This is a genomic window from Bacillus sp. OV322 (genome assembly GCF_900112495.1).
Lineage (GTDB): Bacteria > Bacillota > Bacilli > Bacillales > DSM-1321 > Peribacillus.
Genome location: NZ_FOMA01000003.1, coordinates 264,085 through 280,467, shown reverse-complemented (window position 1 = coordinate 280,467; position 16,383 = coordinate 264,085). Strand labels below are relative to the sequence as shown.

Sequence of the window (16,383 nt, the reverse complement as noted above, 5' to 3'; positions counted from 1 at the left end):
AGCACTGCCAAAGCTATATGCAGAGATAGCCCTGATTTCTATTCCAGCTTGTCTTTCACTTTGGAAAGAACCGCATTGATAAAACGGCCGGATTGGTCATCACCGAATTTCTTTGCAATTTCAATAGCTTCATCCATAGCCACATTAACTGGTACATCATCACTGTACACCATTTCATAAACAGCAATGCGCAGCAGATTGCGGTCGATGTTGGCCAGTCTTTCGATTGTCCAGTTTTCAAGGTTTTTACGCAGGATTTCATCGATTTTTTCTTTGTTTTCAACAGTACCCTTCACTAAGGCTTCGAAATACTCATCTGTTTTACTGCCATCTAAAACACTTTCCATGGCATCTCCAATTTCAGATTTGCTGATTTCAATTTGGTAAACTGCCTGCAGTGCTTTTTCACGGGCTAATCTTCTTTTCATGGTTTTGCTCCTTTAATATCTACTATTATATATGAAAATCATCAAAAAGACGAACATTTATTAAATATTTACCCACAACATTAAGATTTAATGATAGTCCGTCTTTCATCCAACCGAAAAATGGAGGAATTATCATTCTCCAGTAAATAAATCACTATTTTACACTGTAACAGAAATCGTGCTTCAGAGAAACCTTAAAACAAGAATTTCTTTTTATCTACCTATTTGTATGCCTAAATATAAGGCCGTTTAAACAGCATAAAGAAGGATCATAGAAAAGAATTTTCATCAGAATGCTGCAAACCGGCACACTTCCAAACAAAAACCCGGCAATGGCCGGGTTTTTGTTTTAATCAATTACATTTCCTGCTCATATTCTGCTTCAGGCTTGGCATTTTCGAATTGAATGCCCACAACATGTATGTTGATTTCATCCGCATCCAATGCCGTCATATTCAGCAGCGCTTCCCTGATATTATCCTGTACTTCCTGAGCTACCTTTGGAATGGAAACTCCAAATTTCATCACACAGTATAAATCAAGCTTGATGCCCTCGCCGGCTATGTCCACCTTTACGCCTTTTCCGTGGTTCTTCTTGCCAAGTTTTTCGACAACGCCTGATGCAAAGTTGCCGCGCATAGATGCGACTCCCTCTACTTCTCCAGCCGCTATCCCTGCGATAACCTCAATAACGTCAGGGGCAATCTCCACTTTTCCAAGTCCGTTGCTGTGTTCATTCATTTCAAGCATTTGAATTTCTTCGCTCATTCAACAGGCCTCCCATCTAGTTTTCATTATGAATCCATTACATCATATAATTCAAGAAATTTAGTATTAAATTCTCCGGACACAAATTGCTCATGACTGAGAAGTTTAATATGGAAAGGAATCGTTGTATGAATACCTTCAACCGCGAACTCGCTCAGGGCACGCTTCATCTTTTCAATTGCTTCTTCCCTTGTCGGCGCGTGCACAATCAGTTTCGCAATCATTGAATCATAATACGGCGGTATGGAGTATCCTGGATATGCCGCTGAATCGACGCGTACGCCGTAGCCGCCTGGAGGCAGGTACATTTGGATCTTCCCTGCTGAAGGCATGAAATTCTTCTCAGGATTTTCAGCATTGATCCTGCATTCTATAGCCCATCCATTAAAGGTTACGTCTTCTTGTGAAAGCGAAAGCTTCTGTCCGGATGCAACACGGATTTGTTCTTTAATCAGGTCAACCCCTGTCACCATTTCCGTAACAGGATGCTCTACCTGGATTCTTGTGTTCATCTCCATGAAGTAAAAAGAACGGTTTTTATAGTCATAGATGAATTCAACGGTGCCCGCACCTGTATAATCAACCGCAAGGGCCGCTTTCACGGCTGCCTCGCCCATTTGTTGGCGGATTTCGCTGTCAAGTGCAGGTGAAGGTGTTTCTTCAAGCAGCTTTTGAAGCCTTCTCTGGATCGAGCAATCCCTCTCTCCAAGATGAATCGCATTGCCAAAAGAATCTGCCATAACCTGAATCTCGACATGACGGAAATCTTCAATATATTTTTCAATATACACACCAGGATTGCCGAAAGCGGTCGCAGCTTCCTGCTGGGTAATATTAATGCCATTCACCAGTTCTTCTTCGCTGCGTGCAACCCGGATGCCTTTTCCGCCTCCGCCTGCAGTCGCTTTTATGATTACCGGGTAACCCATTTTTTCTGCCAATTCGATGGCCTGGCCTGTATTTTCAATGATTCCGCGGGATCCCGGCACAATCGGCACTCCTGCTTCACGCATTGTTTCTCTTGCTACATCCTTTGTACCCATCTTGGAGATGGCTTCAGGGCTTGGGCCGATGAATATCAGGCTGCATTCCCTGCATAAATCTGCGAAATTTGCATTTTCAGACAAAAACCCATAACCAGGGTGGATGGCATCAGAGCCTGTCAGCTTTGCTGCGCTGATGATATTCGTTGTATTCAAATAGCTGTCCTTAGAAGCAGTGGGACCAATGCAATAAGCTTCATCAGCCAATTGAACGTGAAGAGCTTCTTTGTCAGCCTCGGAATATACGGCAACTGTTTCGATGCCCATTTCTTTGCATGCACGTATGACGCGGACGGCAATTTCCCCCCGGTTTGCAATCAGTACCTTTTTAATCATGTGAAACAGCTCCTCATTAAGGCTTTACTAAAAATAATGGCTGGCCGTACTCTACAAGCTGGCCATCCTTCACTAGAATTTCAACAATTTCTCCGTCTACTTCTGCTTCAATCTCGTTAAATAATTTCATTGCTTCTACGATGCAGACAATAGAATCCTTTTTGACTTTAGAGCCTGTTTGCACGTATGCGCCTTTATCCGGAGATGGAGAAGCATAAAACGTGCCAACCATTGGCGATGTAACTTTATGTAGGTTTTCCTGGCTGGCCGGCTGGCTCTCTGAGGCCTGCGGTGCAGCACTTTCACCAGTAGCTTCAATAACGGGCTTGGCCGCTTGCATAGCAGCTGGAGCTGGCTGTGCAGGAGCCTGATATACAACAGAAACAGGCTGCTCCTGGTTTGTTTTCTTTAATTTAACTTTAATTCCTTCTTGTTCATAAACAAATTCATTTATGCTTGATTGATCTACTAATTTGATTAGCTCTCTAAGTTCCTGTACCTTTAACATCCTGGCACCCCTTGTCTTGTTTAGTTAAGCCCAAAGTTTTTTTGGGAGAGTCACAAAATCTGCATTCAGCAAAGTCTCTTGCAGCTATGATCACCATCCGGGCCTGACCGGCGGTTTCACATCCATTATATCAGAGATTATGCTGCTGAATCATATAAATTGATAGATCCATCAGGCGTGTTCTCTCAAGTCTGATGGCTAGCCGGACTTATCTGGCTTTGGCGGCAATTCCTCCCGCTTAGATTACTTCAATGTTCCGCATTACATTCATTTAAGGAAAACATGCATATATTTTATGACCAGATGCTAACATCATACGATAATATCTTACCATATTTCAATGATCAGTTCCTCCTTAAGATATTTACAGCAGGGAAATCAGCATGAATCATCGGGATTATGCGCCTGATCCATGAACTCTCTGATCATACTGCCGGCAATGCTGAGTGATATGCGCGTTCCGCCCTTCCCTATTTTACAGCTAAAAAAAAAAATTTGTGAATCCCTCGGAAAACGCTTACTTTTTTTAAAACTTTGGCTGTTTTCGTAAACTTTGCTGCTACCTGAACAAGGGGTTGATTTCCGCTCCAGGATGCTCGCATTCCGTGGGGCGGGCGGTGAGCCTCACAAGCAATGCTTGCGGGGTCTCACCTTCCCGCTAATCCCACAGGAGTCTCGCACCTTACACTCCAATCAACCCGGATTAACAACAGGACCGCTTCACAGAACAATTAAAAAACAACAATCTTTAAGAATAGAGCCTTAACTTTAAAATGGAACAAGCGGGGAAGATTGGCTGGCAAAACACAAAAAAGCATGCTCGCTGCATGCCTTTGTGTTACTGTGCCTGAATTATTTCTTAGGCTGAAACTCTACGGCTACGTTCTGTGCGTCACCCACTTCTTTCTCGACTGTGCGGATGATTTCATTGGCTTCTTTTTGGCTTAGCTTGTCAGCTTTAACTGTAACATTCACATCTTTGCCATCAATTCTGACAAGTGCATCATCATAATTCATTGTGCCGGAAATAAGTTTCTCAAGGATTCCTTCTTTTACTTTTTCATCTCCGATTTCTTTATTTGCTTCATATGCTTTGTTTCTTTCTTCAGCAGATAATTCTGTATTGCCCATGATTGTTGTATTTTGATCTCTCAGCTGTGAGCGCTCATCTTCCATTTCCATTCTCATCGCTTCAAAATCATCATCGCCAGAAGCAATTGATACCGCAGCTGAACCGGATTTTGTGCTCTTTTTAGCCACAGGTGCTTTTGCCTTGTCTTTTTCAACAGTCTGTTTGTCCCCTTTTTGCTCGACCGCCGCCATATCGGATTGTGTTTTCCCAGGAGAAGTCAGATAATACACCGATAAAACCACCACAAGACTTAACATCGTTAACAGCCACACCGTTTGTTTTTTTAGCAACATGATTATATTCCTCCTTATTTTTTAGGCATTACTGAAACTCGATAGCTCGGAACGTCCAGGGAGCGGGTAACAGCTTCAATGATCCACTTTTTCACCTGCATGTTTTCTGCACCCTTTGCAACAACAAGGACTCCAGAGATTTTTGGCTTTTGTGTTTCAGAAACAATGGGGCCTTCTTTTTCCCCGCCTTTTATAATCACAAGCTGATCATCCACTGATGTGTCTTCAACTGTCCGTTTTCCGCCTTCTTTATCTGTTTCATCTGTCACCTGTTTCTGGGTCGTCTTATTTCTTTCAAACACTTTTCTTTCCGAAGAATCAGCATAGACAATCACTTTTACATCCTCAACGCCAGCAATGGATTCAAGTGCATCCTTTAATTCATTTTGGAGATTTTTTTCATAATTCTTCGTTGTCTTACTGCCGCTGTCATCTTTCCTTCCGAAGGCAGCAACGTCCGTTTTTTCAGACTGGTTACTAAAAACAGCTGTGCTGGCACTGTCTCCTGACTGTCTTTGGGACATTAGGTTTGAAATCATCATGATGCCGGCTCCGAACAGGATGACAATAAGGACATACACATACATTTGCGGTTTTTTTCCGTTCTTATCTCCATCCTTTCTTACTAATTTACTCAGCCAGTAAAGTGGGCCTTTATCATCCTTCAATTTATAAGTCCCCCCTTTCCCCTGTAATTTCAATGACCTTTTTGTCTACAGACCACTGGGATGACAGGAACTTCTTGATTTTTTCCAAATCAGCTGTTTTTGCAGGAAGATTTTTTTCCGTATTAATTTCCACCTTCGCTACCGTTTCGATTGATTTGTTTTTGCTGCTGGCTGAAGCTTTACTCAATGACAGCGTAATTTTCTGAAGGTCTTCAGGTATTTTAGGCTGTTCCTCATTTTTCACTTTGATATCGATGTAAGCAATTTCCATTTTATATTTTTTCATCAGCTCCTCTTTTGCTTTCGCCTTCAATTGGACAGCCGTTTGTTGTAAAATATATGCATTCTGTTCAGCTTGTATTTCTTTTTTCTTCATTTCCGTTAAATTTTTTAATTTTTTTTCATCTCCATGTGTAAAGGACTCCGTGGCTTTTGATATCAATGTATTCAAGTCAGTGTGAAAGAGATTAAGGATCGGAGCAAGAATGACTGCGATCAGCAGAAGGCCGATGACCATTTTGGCATATTTCTGCATAGATGAATTAGGAAGAAGCATATCTATGACCGTCGCCAGCAAAACAAACAAGATAATATTGGTTACCCATCCTGTTAAAAAGCTCATCCGTTTTTCTCCTCCCTACCTGACCATCAGGGTGATGTTACCTGCAGCGATAATGACTGTTATGCTTAAAAAAAACATCAGCGATACAAGAGCAAGTGCAGCAAAAATGTAAATCATGCTTTTTGAAATAATGTCCAGACATGAGATCACCGGACCCCCGCCAAGCGGCTGTAGAAGACTTGCCGCCAGCTTATAGATAAAGGATATTGTCAGTATTTTCAAGGCCGGAAAAGCCGTAATCAGCAAGAGTATAATGACCCCAGATACTCCGACCGTGTTTTTCAGCAGTACAGATGCATTTATGACAGTATCCGTTGCATCAGTAAACATTCTTCCTATTACTGGAATAAAGTTGCCTGTAACAAATTTTGCCGTCCGGATCGTGATGCCGTCTGCAACCGCCGATGATGCTCCCTGTACAGATATGACCCCAAGAAAAACAGTCATGAATGCACCTAAAATAGCAATGGCCCAATTTCTCAGAAGCTGGGCGAGCTGGGTGACTTTGTAGTGCTCTGTAAGTGTGCTCACGATACTTAAGATTGCAGCTAAAAACAGCAGCGGAAGGACGATATATTGGATCAATATTCCGCTTGTATTCATTAAAAATAGTAAAACCGGATGAAAGAAGGCGGCTGAAACGAGCCCTCCCGATGTTGCTATCAGTGCAAGAAGCAGAGGAATCAGCGCCATTAGAAACGAGGTCATGGCTGATATAGTTTCCTGGACATATTGTATTGCTACATGAAAGCTGTTAAGAGCCAGAATGATTAAAACCATAAAAACAATCGAATATGCCACTTTACTGATTGAGCTCTTTTCAAAGGCGTTTTGCAGCGACTGCAGAAACATGCTGAAAACCGTCAATAAAATCAGTGAGCCCAGCAGTTTTCCGTTTACAAGCAATTCATGGAAGATAAACGCCGCGAAGCCTTTGGCCCATTCCGATAAGGAAAAGTGCTTGTCCCCGCTTACGAAATCCATGAAGCTGCCTTTTTGGCTTTCCGGCAAAAATCCCCCATATTGTGTAATGATGTCATCCCAATACTTCTTCAGATCATCCACTCCGATGCGGTCGAGCTGGGCTTGTACCATGTCCTGAGATATGACAGGCTCTGCCTGTTCATTCCCGGAAGCCCGGGCATCATCAGGCTGCAAAAAAAGAAACAATAAAAGAAAGAATGGTATATAGCGGATCATTTGCTTCATATCCTCACCTCATCCCGCCTGGCTTGCTAGCTTGGCAGCAGCTTAATGATGGTTTCAATGATGACTGTCAATATTGGTATGGCCATTGCTAAAATTAGAATTTTTCCGCTAAGTTCAATTTTTGAAGCAAGGGAACCTTGTCCCGCATCTTTTGTGATTTGTGACGCAAATTCTGCTATATAAGCTATCCCGATAATTTTCAGGATGGTTTCCAGGTAAATCATATTCACATGGGCATTGACAGCAATTTTTTCAAGCATGGTTATAATTTCATATATTTTATCAGCTAAGAACAAAAAGATGACGCACCCTGTAAATACAACAAGAAGGAAAGCGAAATTGGGCTTTTGCTCTTTAATAATCAATGCCAGGAAAGTAGCCACAAGGGCAATTCCGACAATTTTTAGGATTTCAATGGCTGATCACCCCTATTGAAAGAGAAAGACTGATTTGATTTTTTGGAAAAGGCCCTCAATAATCGTCGCCACCATAAATAAAATGTATATGAAGCCAAACAGTGTCACCCATTGGGCATATTCCTTTTTCCCGACCTGGTCGAGGATGGTATGCAAAAATGCTACTACGATTCCAACTCCGGCAATTTTAAAGATGATATCCACATCAATGCCCATTTAAAATTCCTCCTGTATGCCTACAAAAGCATGATTATTAGCAAAAGACCGGTTAAAAAGCCGAGGCTTTTCATCATTTTTTCATATTTCCCCTGTTTCTCGGCCGCATCGCGTTCTTCCCGGTCCAAGTGCGCCATGGCAAGCTTTATCTGTTTTTGCTGCTGCTCTCTGTCATGGCGGCCAAGCGTTCCTCCAAATTGAGATAAAATTTCAAACTCCCCCTGTTTAAGTGAAAGAGATTTCCATGCTTCACGAAGGCATTCATCCCAGGCTAGCTTCACGGTAGTTTCACCTGCAGCAAGCCGTTTCGAAAACGCTTCAAAAAAACCGGAAAAAGGCGAGCCGATCTGCTTTGACAGCCTAATCGATGCTTCACTTAGAGGAGTATGGCTATACATAATTTCAGCTTCAAGCGACTGCAGGGCCATCTTAATCTGTCTAAGCTGCTTGGTCCTCTGGCTGAAATGCCTGGCTGCTTCGAATCCAGCCCACGTGGTAGCCAATAGAATGATTACAGCTCCGATGATTTTAAGCATGCCATCACACTCTTCCCTGAATGAATCATGTTTCCTGATGAGTCGAGAACCTGACAGAATCTTTCTCCGTCCTGTATGCTCAGCAGAATATATCTTGTGAAAATATCCTGTTCAAGAATCTTTCCTATATGAGGGCGTCTTTTGACCTCTGCAAGTGAGCGTCCATGAGTGGTTATCATTAATTTAATGCCTGCATTTACAGCTTCCAATACAGCGGATGTGTCTTCCGCTCGGCCAATTTCGTCTGCCACCAGCACATCAGGTGACATGGAGCGGATCAGCATCATCATTCCCTCCGCTTTGGGGCAGCTGTCCAGTATATCGACCCTAGGCCCGAATTGCAGCTGCGGCACACCATTAACACAGCCTGCAATTTCTGAACGTTCATCCACAATCCCGACTTTCTTCGGCAATAAGCTATCCTTAGCACTGCCTGATGAAATCATGCGGGCAATATCTCTTAATAGCGTCGTTTTTCCAGTTTGCGGAGCTCCTATAATCATCGTGTGATGCCATTCCCTGTCATAAAGAAATGGCAGGAGTTTATCGGCTGATCCGATTTTTTGTTTTGCTATCCGAATATTGAAGGATGCAACCTCCCTTATTGCTTTTACCATGCCGTTTTCCAATATCACCTTTCCGGCAAGCCCTACCCTGTGGCCGCCGGCAATTGTTACATATCCCCGCTTCAGCTCTTCTTCCAGGGTGTACATGGAAAAACGGCTCAAATGGCCAAGCAATTGTTCAGCATCTGCAGCCGACACCAGATAAGGCAGAAAAGTCGGCCTTCCCCCAATAATGACTTCCAGCGGACGGCCAACCCGTATCCGCAGCTCCTCTGCTCGTTGTGCTTCATGTGTCGGGATTTTTTCAAATTCATTACTGATACTTTTTGGCAGAACTGCAAGAATCGTCTCCATTTCACGGAACCTCCTGTAAGGCCTCAATCATTTATTAAAATGTATGCCTGTACAAAAACTTTATGCACAAAAAAGCGTAAGCGCCTTGGTCAGCCCGTGAAGCAAATAGGGTTTTGGCCTCTGAAGGCGTTCTTTGCCTTCGGAGGACAAAACATCTTTTGCACAGCGGTCTAGGCGCTGAAGCTGGATTACATAAAAATGCTGAAGCGCCTGGTCAGCCTCGACCAGCATAAGGCGCGAAAGAATAGAAGGCGTTCTTTGCCTTCTCTTCTTTCGTGACTTATGACCTCGAGAGGCTAGGCGCTGAAGCTGGATTACATAAAAAGCGCAAGCGCCTTGTAAGGAGGATCAAAGACTAAGAGCGCCGCGTCCTGCGGCAACGTCTTTGTGACCCCTGTCCTGGGGGCCTAAGCAAAAAGGGTTTTGGCCTCTGAAGGCGCTCTTTGCCTTCCGGGGACAAATCATCTTTCGAGGATCGAAGGCTAAATGTTCTGCATCCCGCAGAAACGCCTACAGACGCAAAAAAGCCGGAGACTGGGTCTCCGGCTTTTGCTGCTTCCCGCATACCAAAAAGGGATGGGGAATTATGCGCGTGATACGTATGAACTTTCAGTTGTATTGATAATCAGTTTGTCTCCTTGGTTAATGAAGAAAGGAACCTGGACAGTAAGGCCTGTTTCAAGTGTAGCAGGCTTAGTGCCGCCTGAAGCTGTGTCGCCTTTGATTCCTGGTTCAGTTTCAGTCACTTCAAGCTCAACTGTGTTCGGAAGCTCAACTCCAAGAGTCTCACTTTGGAATGTCATGATGTGAACATCCATATTTTCTTTAAGGAACTTAAGCTCGCGTTCAATTGAGCTTGCAGGAAGTTCGATTTGATCGTATGTTTCGTTGTCCATGAAAACATGGTTATCGCCGCTTGCATATAAATACTGCATTTTACGGTTTTCGATATGAGCTTTCGCTACTTTTTCACCTGCACGGAAAGTTTTTTCCTGAATAGCTCCCGTACGGAGATTTCTAAGTTTGGAGCGGACAAATGCTGCACCTTTTCCCGGTTTAACATGCTGGAACTCAATTACCTGCCAAATTCCATTGTCTACTTCAATCGTTAAGCCTGTGCGAAAATCATTTACAGAAATCATTTTTTTCCTCCTACATGTTTTACAGAATAATTAACTCTTTCGATGAATGAGTAAGAGCTTCATTGCCCTCTTTTGTAACAATTGTATCATCCTCTATGCGAACACCGCCAATTCCAGGCAAATAAATACCCGGTTCAACAGTGACCGCCATCCCCGGTTCCAGTATGATATCAGACTTAAGGGAAAGGGCTGGCCCTTCATGGACTTCAAGGCCAATTCCATGTCCTGTCGAATGGCCGAAGTATTCCCCGTATCCTTTTTCATCAATAAGGTTGCGTGTCAAAGCATCAGCTTCCTTGCCTGTCATGCCTGGCTTGATGCCTGCCATAGCCCGCAGCTGTGCCTCCAGTACAATATTATAAATCTTCTTCAGCTCGTCACTTGGCTGTCCGACAGCAAGTGTCCGTGTGATGTCCGAAACATAGCCATTGAAATATGCGCCGTAATCCAAAGTTACAAAGTCGCCGGTTTCAATGACTTTATCCGTCGCTACTCCATGCGGCAGAGCAGAACGCTTGCCGGAGGCTACAATGATATCGAAGGAAGAAGATGTAGCTCCTTGCTTTCTCATAAAGAATTCAAGCTCATTTGAAACATCAAGCTCGGTTATGCCCGGGCGGATAAAATCTACAATATGTGTAAATGCTGCATCTGCAATATCAGCAGCTTCCTTTAATATCTTAATCTCTGAAGGAGTCTTTATCAAGCGTAATTTCTCAACAAGGCCTGATACAGGAATAAGCTCTCCATCAAAAGCATTTTCATAGCTTTTAAAAGAAGAAAAAGTCAAATGCTCCTGTTCAAAGCCCAGCTTTTTGATTCCCATGTCTTTTGCTTGCTTGGCCACTTCTTCAGGAATCGTTCCTTTATGCTGCACAATGTCGTATCCCTGTGCCTGCTTGCCTGCTTGTTCTGTATAACGGAAGTCTGTAATGAACTTCGCTTCTGACTGTGAAATCAGGACAACTCCTGCAGAACCAGTGAAATTCGTCATATGCCGGCGATTGTATGTACTAGTAATTAAAAATCCATCAGCCTGCACGTTCTCTAATGCTTGGCGGAAACGCTGTAATTTCTCCATCTTATACTCTCCCTTTTATTATCTTTAACAAAGCCTGAAGCGCCAGCTCATACCCGTGCACACCAAGACCGGCAATCTGTCCGGCAGCGGCAGGGGCTATGACCGAAACATGCCGGAAACTTTCCCTGGCATGGATGTTTGAAATATGCACTTCAATCAATGGAACATCGATTCCGGCTACAGCATCACGTATTGCATAGCTGTAGTGCGTGAAAGCTCCCGGGTTCATAATGATTCCGTCCATATTCTGGTCTTCGGCCCAATGAATCTTATCAATGATTTCCCCTTCATGATTGCTTTGAAAGCACACAAGCTCAGTATCCATTGATTGTGCGCTTTTTTTCAATTCTGTTTCCAGATCATCGAGCGTCGCCGTTCCATAATGGGCCGGTTCTCTTTTTCCGAGCCTGTTTAGATTCGGCCCGTTGATAAGCAGAATTTTCTTCATATGCGGTACCTGCCTTCATTGCTGTCGGCCTGTACATCCTTCAGCGGTTATTGTTGTGCATGCATCTCTCTGCCCTTCCCCTAAAGCATGACAGAAACAAAGGTGCGTATTTTTCATAGCTTATAGCATACATCATGACCATTCTACCATAATTCCAAATTGTCTTACTACTTTTTTGAAGTGAATGAAATCAAGTTGTTTTCATATCCGGAACGTTTTTCTTTTGTTTCTCCTGATATTCATAAGATATGGAAGACCCGATGAAAACTCCATATAAAATAAAAATGCAAAAACTGGTAATGCCTGTATTTCCCTTCAGCTGTTCCATGGAAGGCAGGCCTGAAAAGACAGGCTTTAAAATAAAAAACAGCAATATCCAAAGCACGGCACCATAAATGATGCCCGCCATCATATTTTGATATTTCTTGAGCAAGGCATAATAAAGCAGAGCGGCAGCCATAGACAGTATGCTGTATATAAGAAGGGTGATGACGGTTCCAAGCCAGCCCTCTATCCAGTGGGCGCCCGACCAGGATGTCAGAATGAATTTCGGGCTGAGCTTCATAAAATTAAAGAAGCATGCCACAATTCCGATAAAGCTCCAGAGAATTCCTCCCCAAAACCCTATTATTAATACATTGACCATTTGCGATGCTGATTCTTCATCTCTTTTCTGCCATTCACTTGACATAAAAAAACACCTCCGCAAATAGTATGCCCTTTCAGGAATTGTCCTATTTTATTTTTTTTGCAGGCAATCACCTTCATATTTAATAGAAGTTTTTTCATTTTTTTTGTATGATTATAGAAGATGCCCATGTTGGCATTGCTAAAAAATAATTGTAGGCTGGTGCAAAAATGACCGAGGTCCAAAAACCTGTTTATGGCGGGCAGGCTGTGGTGGAGGGTGTTATGTTCGGCGGCAAACACCACACCGTTACGGCAGTCCGCAGGAAAGACTCATCAATTGAATTCTACAGATTGCCGCGCGAAAGCAAACCTGTTATAAAAAAACTCAAAAGGATTCCATTCCTTCGCGGAATAGTTGCGATTATCGATTCAAGTGCAAATGGATCCAAACATTTAAATTTTTCATCTGAAAAATATGAAACAGACCCAAAAGATGATGAAAAAATCTTGGAGGAAAAGAAGGCTAAAAAAGAATCTTCCAAGTTATCATTATGGCTGGGTGTTGCTGCAATAGGCGTATTATCCTTTTTGTTCGGAAAGCTTTTGTTCACGCTTATCCCAGTCTTTCTGGCCAAATTCACAGAACCTGTATTCCACACGAAAATTTCACAGATTTTAATAGAAGGGCTGTTTAAGCTGATTCTGCTTTTGGTTTATATCTATTTTGTCTCACTGACACCGCTTGTTAAGAGGGTATTCCAATATCACGGGGCGGAACATAAGGTCATCAACTGCTTTGAAAGCGGCATGCCACTTACTGTAGAAAACGTTCAGGCTTCTTCACGCCTGCATTACCGGTGCGGAAGCAGTTTTATCCTGTTTACAGTCATCGTAGGTGTTTTTGTTTATATGTTTGTGCCGATTGATCCGCTTTGGCTGCGCGTACTGGACCGCGTCCTCCTGATTCCTGTCGTCCTCGGAATTGCTTTTGAGGTTTTGCAGATAACAAATAAGGTACGTGATATTCCTGTTCTCCGTTTCCTTGGCTATCCCGGGCTTTGGCTGCAGCTATTAACCACAAAAGAGCCTTCAGACGACCAGGTTGAAGTGGCACTTGCTTCCTTTAACGAGCTTCTGCGTCTTGAAAAAAGCACAGAAGAAGGTTTAGAAACAGAGGATATTGTGTAAAAAACAGATATAAGATTACAAGCCGGCACATTTTCCACTTCAGTCAGGCCGGCCGGTTCTTCCTTGCCGCCTGGCTGAAATGATGAATAAAATGTTTTTGGAATATATGTTTAAAATGACGCAAAATTGCTCATGATGCTCTTAAGGAGGTGTCTTTGTTGAATCGTTCATTTTCCTATGTTGTCTACGGGATTATCGCCCTTGGTTTTATTGGATTGTTCAGTAAATTAGCCGGAGATCCATTGGGATTGATCAAAACTTTTTTGATCTGGGCTGCAGTAGCTGGTGCAGTCTATCTCATTTATAAGCGATTAACAAAGGGGAAACTTGAGAAAAAAGAGCAGCGGGCATTCATAAAGGCCGCACGGAAATCAAAGAAAAGACTGAAAAGCAAAAATTCTCTGCCTAAGGATAAAGGAGATAATATAGCGAGCTTCTCATTAGCTAAATCTTCCGCCAAAAAGCGTGCAAGAAAAAAATCCGAAGCGCATTTGACCGTTATTGAGGGCAAAAAAAATAAAAAAAGAAACCGGGCTTTGTTTTAATAGTCCGGTTTCTTTTTTTGCCCGCATGCTGATTCAATAGGTCCATTTTTTTACAAACATACCCGCATAGTTTCTTCCCCGTGCAATCAGCTCAGTTTTGCTTTCTTCAGTGAGCAGGAAGTCGGTTGCTGAAATTCCTTTCATGGGAATAAACAAAATGTTTTGCACATGCTTTCTTGAAATATACCGTGAATCATGCGCATCCTTCATCGTTTTAAATAAAGCGCCAAAAAGTTCAATGGCATTGTCAACTTCCTCCGGTTTTTTCATATCATTGTCGCCGCTTAATTTTATTCCGAGGACCGGCCTCGTTTTTTTCACATTCTCCGAATCAAAAAGCCACATCGGAAAATTGCTTAAAACTCCTCCATCAACGAAGACATTTCCTGTCTTTACTTGTGATTTCAGCCGTACAGGTTCAAAAAAATAAGGAATGCTGCAGCTCATCCTGACTGCTTTGGCTACAGGAAATGAAATGGGATCAATTCCATAAGCCCCCAGATCGTCCGGAATGACAACCAGCTTGCCGTTTGTAATATCTGAAGCGATGACCCTGAGTGATTGCCTTGGCAGATCCTTGAATGTGACGACACCCTTTTCAGCAAGCTTCAGGGCAACCCACCTTTCCAAGGCATCGCCTTTGTACAAACCCAGCTTCCAGTAGAGCATAAGCCACCTTGTGAATGGAATCGGAACCCAGAACCTTCTTGGATCCAGCAATTTACTCACATCTATTTCATTAAGGAGCTCTTGAATTTGATGCCCTGTATAGCCTGCAGAGGTAAATGCTGCAATAATGGCCCCTGCACTTGTCCCTGCTGTTCTGCCAAAGACAAAGCCGTGCTCTTCAATCACCTGAATTGCCCCTACCATAGCAAAACCTTTTATGCCTCCGCCGGAAAAAACGCCATCAATAATCATAGAAGCCCTCCCTAATTCCGGTCTTGATACATACTAATCAGGGAGGGCTGTCTTTATTACTGAATTATACCGTGACTCTTCATTTTTCCGGATCAGGTAAAATACTGGACCACTGATTGAGGAAAGTATTCGCTGACATAACCGCGGATCGTAGCCTCAAGATCTGAAGCTTCCTCCTTTTGATATACATATTTTCCGATGCCATAACGTCCCCATTTGTATTTGCGTTTGGATTCGTCCATTTCAAGCTTTGATTTTGGATAGTTTTTTTCAATGACTTTTTTTGCCGGCCCTGTGAATCGATGCTGAATCAATTCAAAGGTAAGGTCTGGAATATCCACTCCGGCAAGCTCTGCGCTTAGACGTTCAAAAAGCTCCCGGTATCCTTCCTTCCAATCTTCATGCATATAGATGGGGGCCACGATGAAACCAAGCGGATATCCGGCTCCAGCCACCTTTCTGGCCGCTTCAATTCTTTCATCGAAACTTGATGTTCCAGGCTCAAAATTTTTTATTACGTACTTAGAGTTAATACTGAAGCGAAAGCGGGTTTTCCCATTATGCTTCGCGTCGAGCAGATGGTCGACATGATGGAATTTCGTAACAAACCGAAGGCGGCCATACTCTGTTTCCCCAATAAACTCAATCGTCTTTTTTAGGGAGTGGGTGAGATGGTCAAGGCCAACGATATCGGAGGTGCAGGCAGCCTCGAACCTTGTGATCTCATTTTGCCTTTCATCCATATATCCTTGTGCTGCATCAAAGATTTCATCCAGATTCACATATGTCCTGATATAAGGTTTGCTTCCAAGCGTTGTCTGCAAATAGCAATAATGGCAATGGCCCATGCAGCCCGTCGCAAGCGGAATGGCATATTCTGCGGAAGGCTTTGATGTATCAAATTTTAATGTCTTGCGGACTCCTACAACCAGCGTCGACTTTGCTGTCCGGTATTTTTTAAAATCAGTATCTCCCGGCAAATTCCTTATTTGGTTATGTGAGGTTGTTTCCCGTATTTCAATGTTCATATCCTGAAATTTCTTGAGCAGTTCCTTCCCTAAAGGGTACTCGAGCGCCCTCGGTTCAATGTATACAAGCTGCGGGATAAATGGCTTCATTTTTCTATTTCCTCCTGTACTATGTTTGCAGCTTACTTGCTGCTGCCCTGTATATGAATAGTTTGGCTCTTCTTTTATATCTAATCACGCATTTCTGCTGGTAAAAACACACGGATCATTCACGAGAGGCACCTATAGGTTTATTGATGACTGTATAGTTAAAGCCAAAGCCGCAGGGCAGATATATATGGGCATAAAAAAACCGGCCATTGTGG

The 16,383-nt window shown here is 43.0% G+C and carries 21 protein-coding genes; 2 read left to right on the top strand and 19 right to left on the bottom strand.

Features of this window, described 5'->3' with window-relative positions:
• Positions 1–38: 38 nt before the first annotated feature.
• The 17 genes from nusB to BM126_RS09085 all read right to left on the bottom strand — a co-directional run bounded on the left by nusB (position 39) and on the right by BM126_RS09085 (position 12,457).
• Positions 39–428: a transcription antitermination factor NusB gene (nusB, locus tag BM126_RS09160; RefSeq protein ID WP_090989219.1), complete on the bottom strand. Its 390-nt coding sequence runs from the start codon at positions 426–428 to the stop codon at positions 39–41.
• A gap of 357 nt (positions 429–785) precedes the next feature.
• Entirely contained in the window at positions 786–1,196 is a 411-nt protein-coding gene (locus BM126_RS09155; RefSeq protein WP_090989218.1) for an Asp23/Gls24 family envelope stress response protein, read from the bottom strand.
• A 26-nt stretch (positions 1,197–1,222) separates the two neighbouring features.
• Entirely contained in the window at positions 1,223–2,575 is a 1,353-nt protein-coding gene (accC, locus tag BM126_RS09150; protein ID WP_090989217.1) for an acetyl-CoA carboxylase biotin carboxylase subunit, read from the bottom strand.
• A gap of 16 nt (positions 2,576–2,591) precedes the next feature.
• Complete coding sequence (gene accB, locus BM126_RS09145) at positions 2,592–3,083, bottom strand: acetyl-CoA carboxylase biotin carboxyl carrier protein (RefSeq protein ID WP_090989216.1); 492 nt, start codon at positions 3,081–3,083, stop codon at positions 2,592–2,594.
• Positions 3,084–3,935: 852 nt separating this feature from the next.
• On the bottom strand, positions 3,936–4,508 hold the full coding sequence (locus BM126_RS09140; RefSeq protein WP_071352268.1) for a SpoIIIAH-like family protein: 573 nt from the start codon (positions 4,506–4,508) through the stop codon (positions 3,936–3,938).
• Positions 4,509–4,522: 14 nt separating this feature from the next.
• Positions 4,523–5,176: a stage III sporulation protein AG gene (spoIIIAG, locus tag BM126_RS09135; protein WP_090989215.1), complete on the bottom strand. Its 654-nt coding sequence runs from the start codon at positions 5,174–5,176 to the stop codon at positions 4,523–4,525.
• 1 nt (position 5,177) lies between these two features.
• Positions 5,178–5,798: a stage III sporulation protein AF gene (spoIIIAF, locus tag BM126_RS09130; protein ID WP_090989214.1), complete on the bottom strand. Its 621-nt coding sequence runs from the start codon at positions 5,796–5,798 to the stop codon at positions 5,178–5,180.
• A gap of 15 nt (positions 5,799–5,813) precedes the next feature.
• The gene (spoIIIAE, locus tag BM126_RS09125; protein WP_090989213.1) at positions 5,814–7,007 is read right to left on the bottom strand and encodes a stage III sporulation protein AE; all 1,194 of its coding nucleotides are present in this window, start codon (positions 7,005–7,007) and stop codon (positions 5,814–5,816) included.
• A 26-nt stretch (positions 7,008–7,033) separates the two neighbouring features.
• Complete coding sequence (gene spoIIIAD / locus BM126_RS09120) at positions 7,034–7,417, bottom strand: stage III sporulation protein AD (protein ID WP_090989212.1); 384 nt, start codon at positions 7,415–7,417, stop codon at positions 7,034–7,036.
• Positions 7,418–7,435: 18 nt separating this feature from the next.
• Positions 7,436–7,639, bottom strand: a complete 204-nt coding sequence (spoIIIAC, locus tag BM126_RS09115) for a stage III sporulation protein AC (RefSeq protein WP_071352273.1) — start codon at positions 7,637–7,639, stop codon at positions 7,436–7,438.
• 20 nt (positions 7,640–7,659) lie between these two features.
• A complete protein-coding gene (spoIIIAB, locus tag BM126_RS09110) occupies positions 7,660–8,175 on the bottom strand; it encodes a stage III sporulation protein SpoIIIAB (protein ID WP_071352274.1) in 516 nt (171 codons plus the stop codon).
• Positions 8,151–9,095: a stage III sporulation protein AA gene (gene spoIIIAA / locus BM126_RS09105; protein WP_090989211.1), complete on the bottom strand. Its 945-nt coding sequence runs from the start codon at positions 9,093–9,095 to the stop codon at positions 8,151–8,153. Before spoIIIAA ends, spoIIIAB begins: the two co-directional genes overlap by 25 nt.
• A 60-nt stretch (positions 9,096–9,155) precedes the next feature.
• Positions 9,156–9,326, bottom strand: coding sequence for a hypothetical protein (locus BM126_RS22290; RefSeq protein ID WP_177201371.1), 171 nt, complete (start codon positions 9,324–9,326; stop codon positions 9,156–9,158).
• 353 nt (positions 9,327–9,679) lie between these two features.
• Positions 9,680–10,237: an elongation factor P gene (gene efp, locus BM126_RS09100; protein WP_090989210.1), complete on the bottom strand. Its 558-nt coding sequence runs from the start codon at positions 10,235–10,237 to the stop codon at positions 9,680–9,682.
• Positions 10,238–10,256: 19 nt separating this feature from the next.
• The gene (locus tag BM126_RS09095) at positions 10,257–11,318 is read right to left on the bottom strand and encodes a M24 family metallopeptidase (protein ID WP_090989209.1); all 1,062 of its coding nucleotides are present in this window, start codon (positions 11,316–11,318) and stop codon (positions 10,257–10,259) included.
• Position 11,319: 1 nt separating this feature from the next.
• On the bottom strand, positions 11,320–11,766 hold the full coding sequence (gene aroQ / locus BM126_RS09090) for a type II 3-dehydroquinate dehydratase (RefSeq protein ID WP_090989208.1): 447 nt from the start codon (positions 11,764–11,766) through the stop codon (positions 11,320–11,322).
• 190 nt (positions 11,767–11,956) lie between these two features.
• Positions 11,957–12,457, bottom strand: coding sequence for a YqhR family membrane protein (locus tag BM126_RS09085; protein WP_090989207.1), 501 nt, complete (start codon positions 12,455–12,457; stop codon positions 11,957–11,959).
• A gap of 167 nt (positions 12,458–12,624) precedes the next feature.
• Here BM126_RS09085 and BM126_RS09080 point away from each other — a divergent pair, with 167 nt between their 5' ends.
• Positions 12,625–13,584: a DUF1385 domain-containing protein gene (locus BM126_RS09080; protein WP_090989206.1), complete on the top strand. Its 960-nt coding sequence runs from the start codon at positions 12,625–12,627 to the stop codon at positions 13,582–13,584.
• Positions 13,585–13,742: 158 nt separating this feature from the next.
• Positions 13,743–14,129, top strand: a complete 387-nt coding sequence (locus tag BM126_RS09075) for an SA1362 family protein (protein WP_090989205.1) — start codon at positions 13,743–13,745, stop codon at positions 14,127–14,129.
• A gap of 33 nt (positions 14,130–14,162) precedes the next feature.
• Here the strand turns inward: BM126_RS09075 and BM126_RS09070 are convergent, their stop codons facing one another.
• On the bottom strand, positions 14,163–15,050 hold the full coding sequence (locus tag BM126_RS09070) for a patatin-like phospholipase family protein (protein WP_090989204.1): 888 nt from the start codon (positions 15,048–15,050) through the stop codon (positions 14,163–14,165).
• Between the two features lie 92 nt (positions 15,051–15,142).
• Positions 15,143–16,168, bottom strand: coding sequence for a spore photoproduct lyase (gene splB, locus BM126_RS09065; RefSeq protein WP_090989203.1), 1,026 nt, complete (start codon positions 16,166–16,168; stop codon positions 15,143–15,145).
• Positions 16,169–16,383: the final 215 nt, after the last annotated feature.

Bases quoted from the DNA above. Each gene is read 5' to 3' on its own strand.
- accB (WP_090989216.1), bottom strand. From the start codon at position 3,083: ATGTTAAAGGTACAGGAACTTAGAGAGCTAATCAAATTAGTAGATCAA.
- BM126_RS09155 (WP_090989218.1), bottom strand. From the start codon at position 1,196: ATGAGCGAAGAAATTCAAATGCTTGAAATGAATGAACACAGCAACGGA.
- nusB (WP_090989219.1), bottom strand. From the start codon at position 428: ATGAAAAGAAGATTAGCCCGTGAAAAAGCACTGCAGGCAGTTTACCAA.
- BM126_RS09085 (WP_090989207.1), bottom strand. From the start codon at position 12,457: ATGTCAAGTGAATGGCAGAAAAGAGATGAAGAATCAGCATCGCAAATG.
- spoIIIAF (WP_090989214.1), bottom strand. From the start codon at position 5,798: ATGAGCTTTTTAACAGGATGGGTAACCAATATTATCTTGTTTGTTTTG.
- aroQ (WP_090989208.1), bottom strand. From the start codon at position 11,766: ATGAAGAAAATTCTGCTTATCAACGGGCCGAATCTAAACAGGCTCGGA.
- spoIIIAB (WP_071352274.1), bottom strand. From the start codon at position 8,175: ATGCTTAAAATCATCGGAGCTGTAATCATTCTATTGGCTACCACGTGG.
- BM126_RS09140 (WP_071352268.1), bottom strand. From the start codon at position 4,508: ATGTTGCTAAAAAAACAAACGGTGTGGCTGTTAACGATGTTAAGTCTT.
- BM126_RS22290 (WP_177201371.1), bottom strand. From the start codon at position 9,326: ATGCTGGTCGAGGCTGACCAGGCGCTTCAGCATTTTTATGTAATCCAG.
- spoIIIAC (WP_071352273.1), bottom strand. From the start codon at position 7,639: ATGGGCATTGATGTGGATATCATCTTTAAAATTGCCGGAGTTGGAATC.
- spoIIIAE (WP_090989213.1), bottom strand. From the start codon at position 7,007: ATGAAGCAAATGATCCGCTATATACCATTCTTTCTTTTATTGTTTCTT.
- accC (WP_090989217.1), bottom strand. From the start codon at position 2,575: ATGATTAAAAAGGTACTGATTGCAAACCGGGGGGAAATTGCCGTCCGC.
- spoIIIAA (WP_090989211.1), bottom strand. From the start codon at position 9,095: ATGGAGACGATTCTTGCAGTTCTGCCAAAAAGTATCAGTAATGAATTT.
- BM126_RS09070 (WP_090989204.1), bottom strand. From the start codon at position 15,050: ATGATTATTGATGGCGTTTTTTCCGGCGGAGGCATAAAAGGTTTTGCT.
- splB (WP_090989203.1), bottom strand. From the start codon at position 16,168: ATGAAGCCATTTATCCCGCAGCTTGTATACATTGAACCGAGGGCGCTC.
- efp (WP_090989210.1), bottom strand. From the start codon at position 10,237: ATGATTTCTGTAAATGATTTTCGCACAGGCTTAACGATTGAAGTAGAC.
- BM126_RS09095 (WP_090989209.1), bottom strand. From the start codon at position 11,318: ATGGAGAAATTACAGCGTTTCCGCCAAGCATTAGAGAACGTGCAGGCT.
- BM126_RS09080 (WP_090989206.1), top strand. From the start codon at position 12,625: ATGACCGAGGTCCAAAAACCTGTTTATGGCGGGCAGGCTGTGGTGGAG.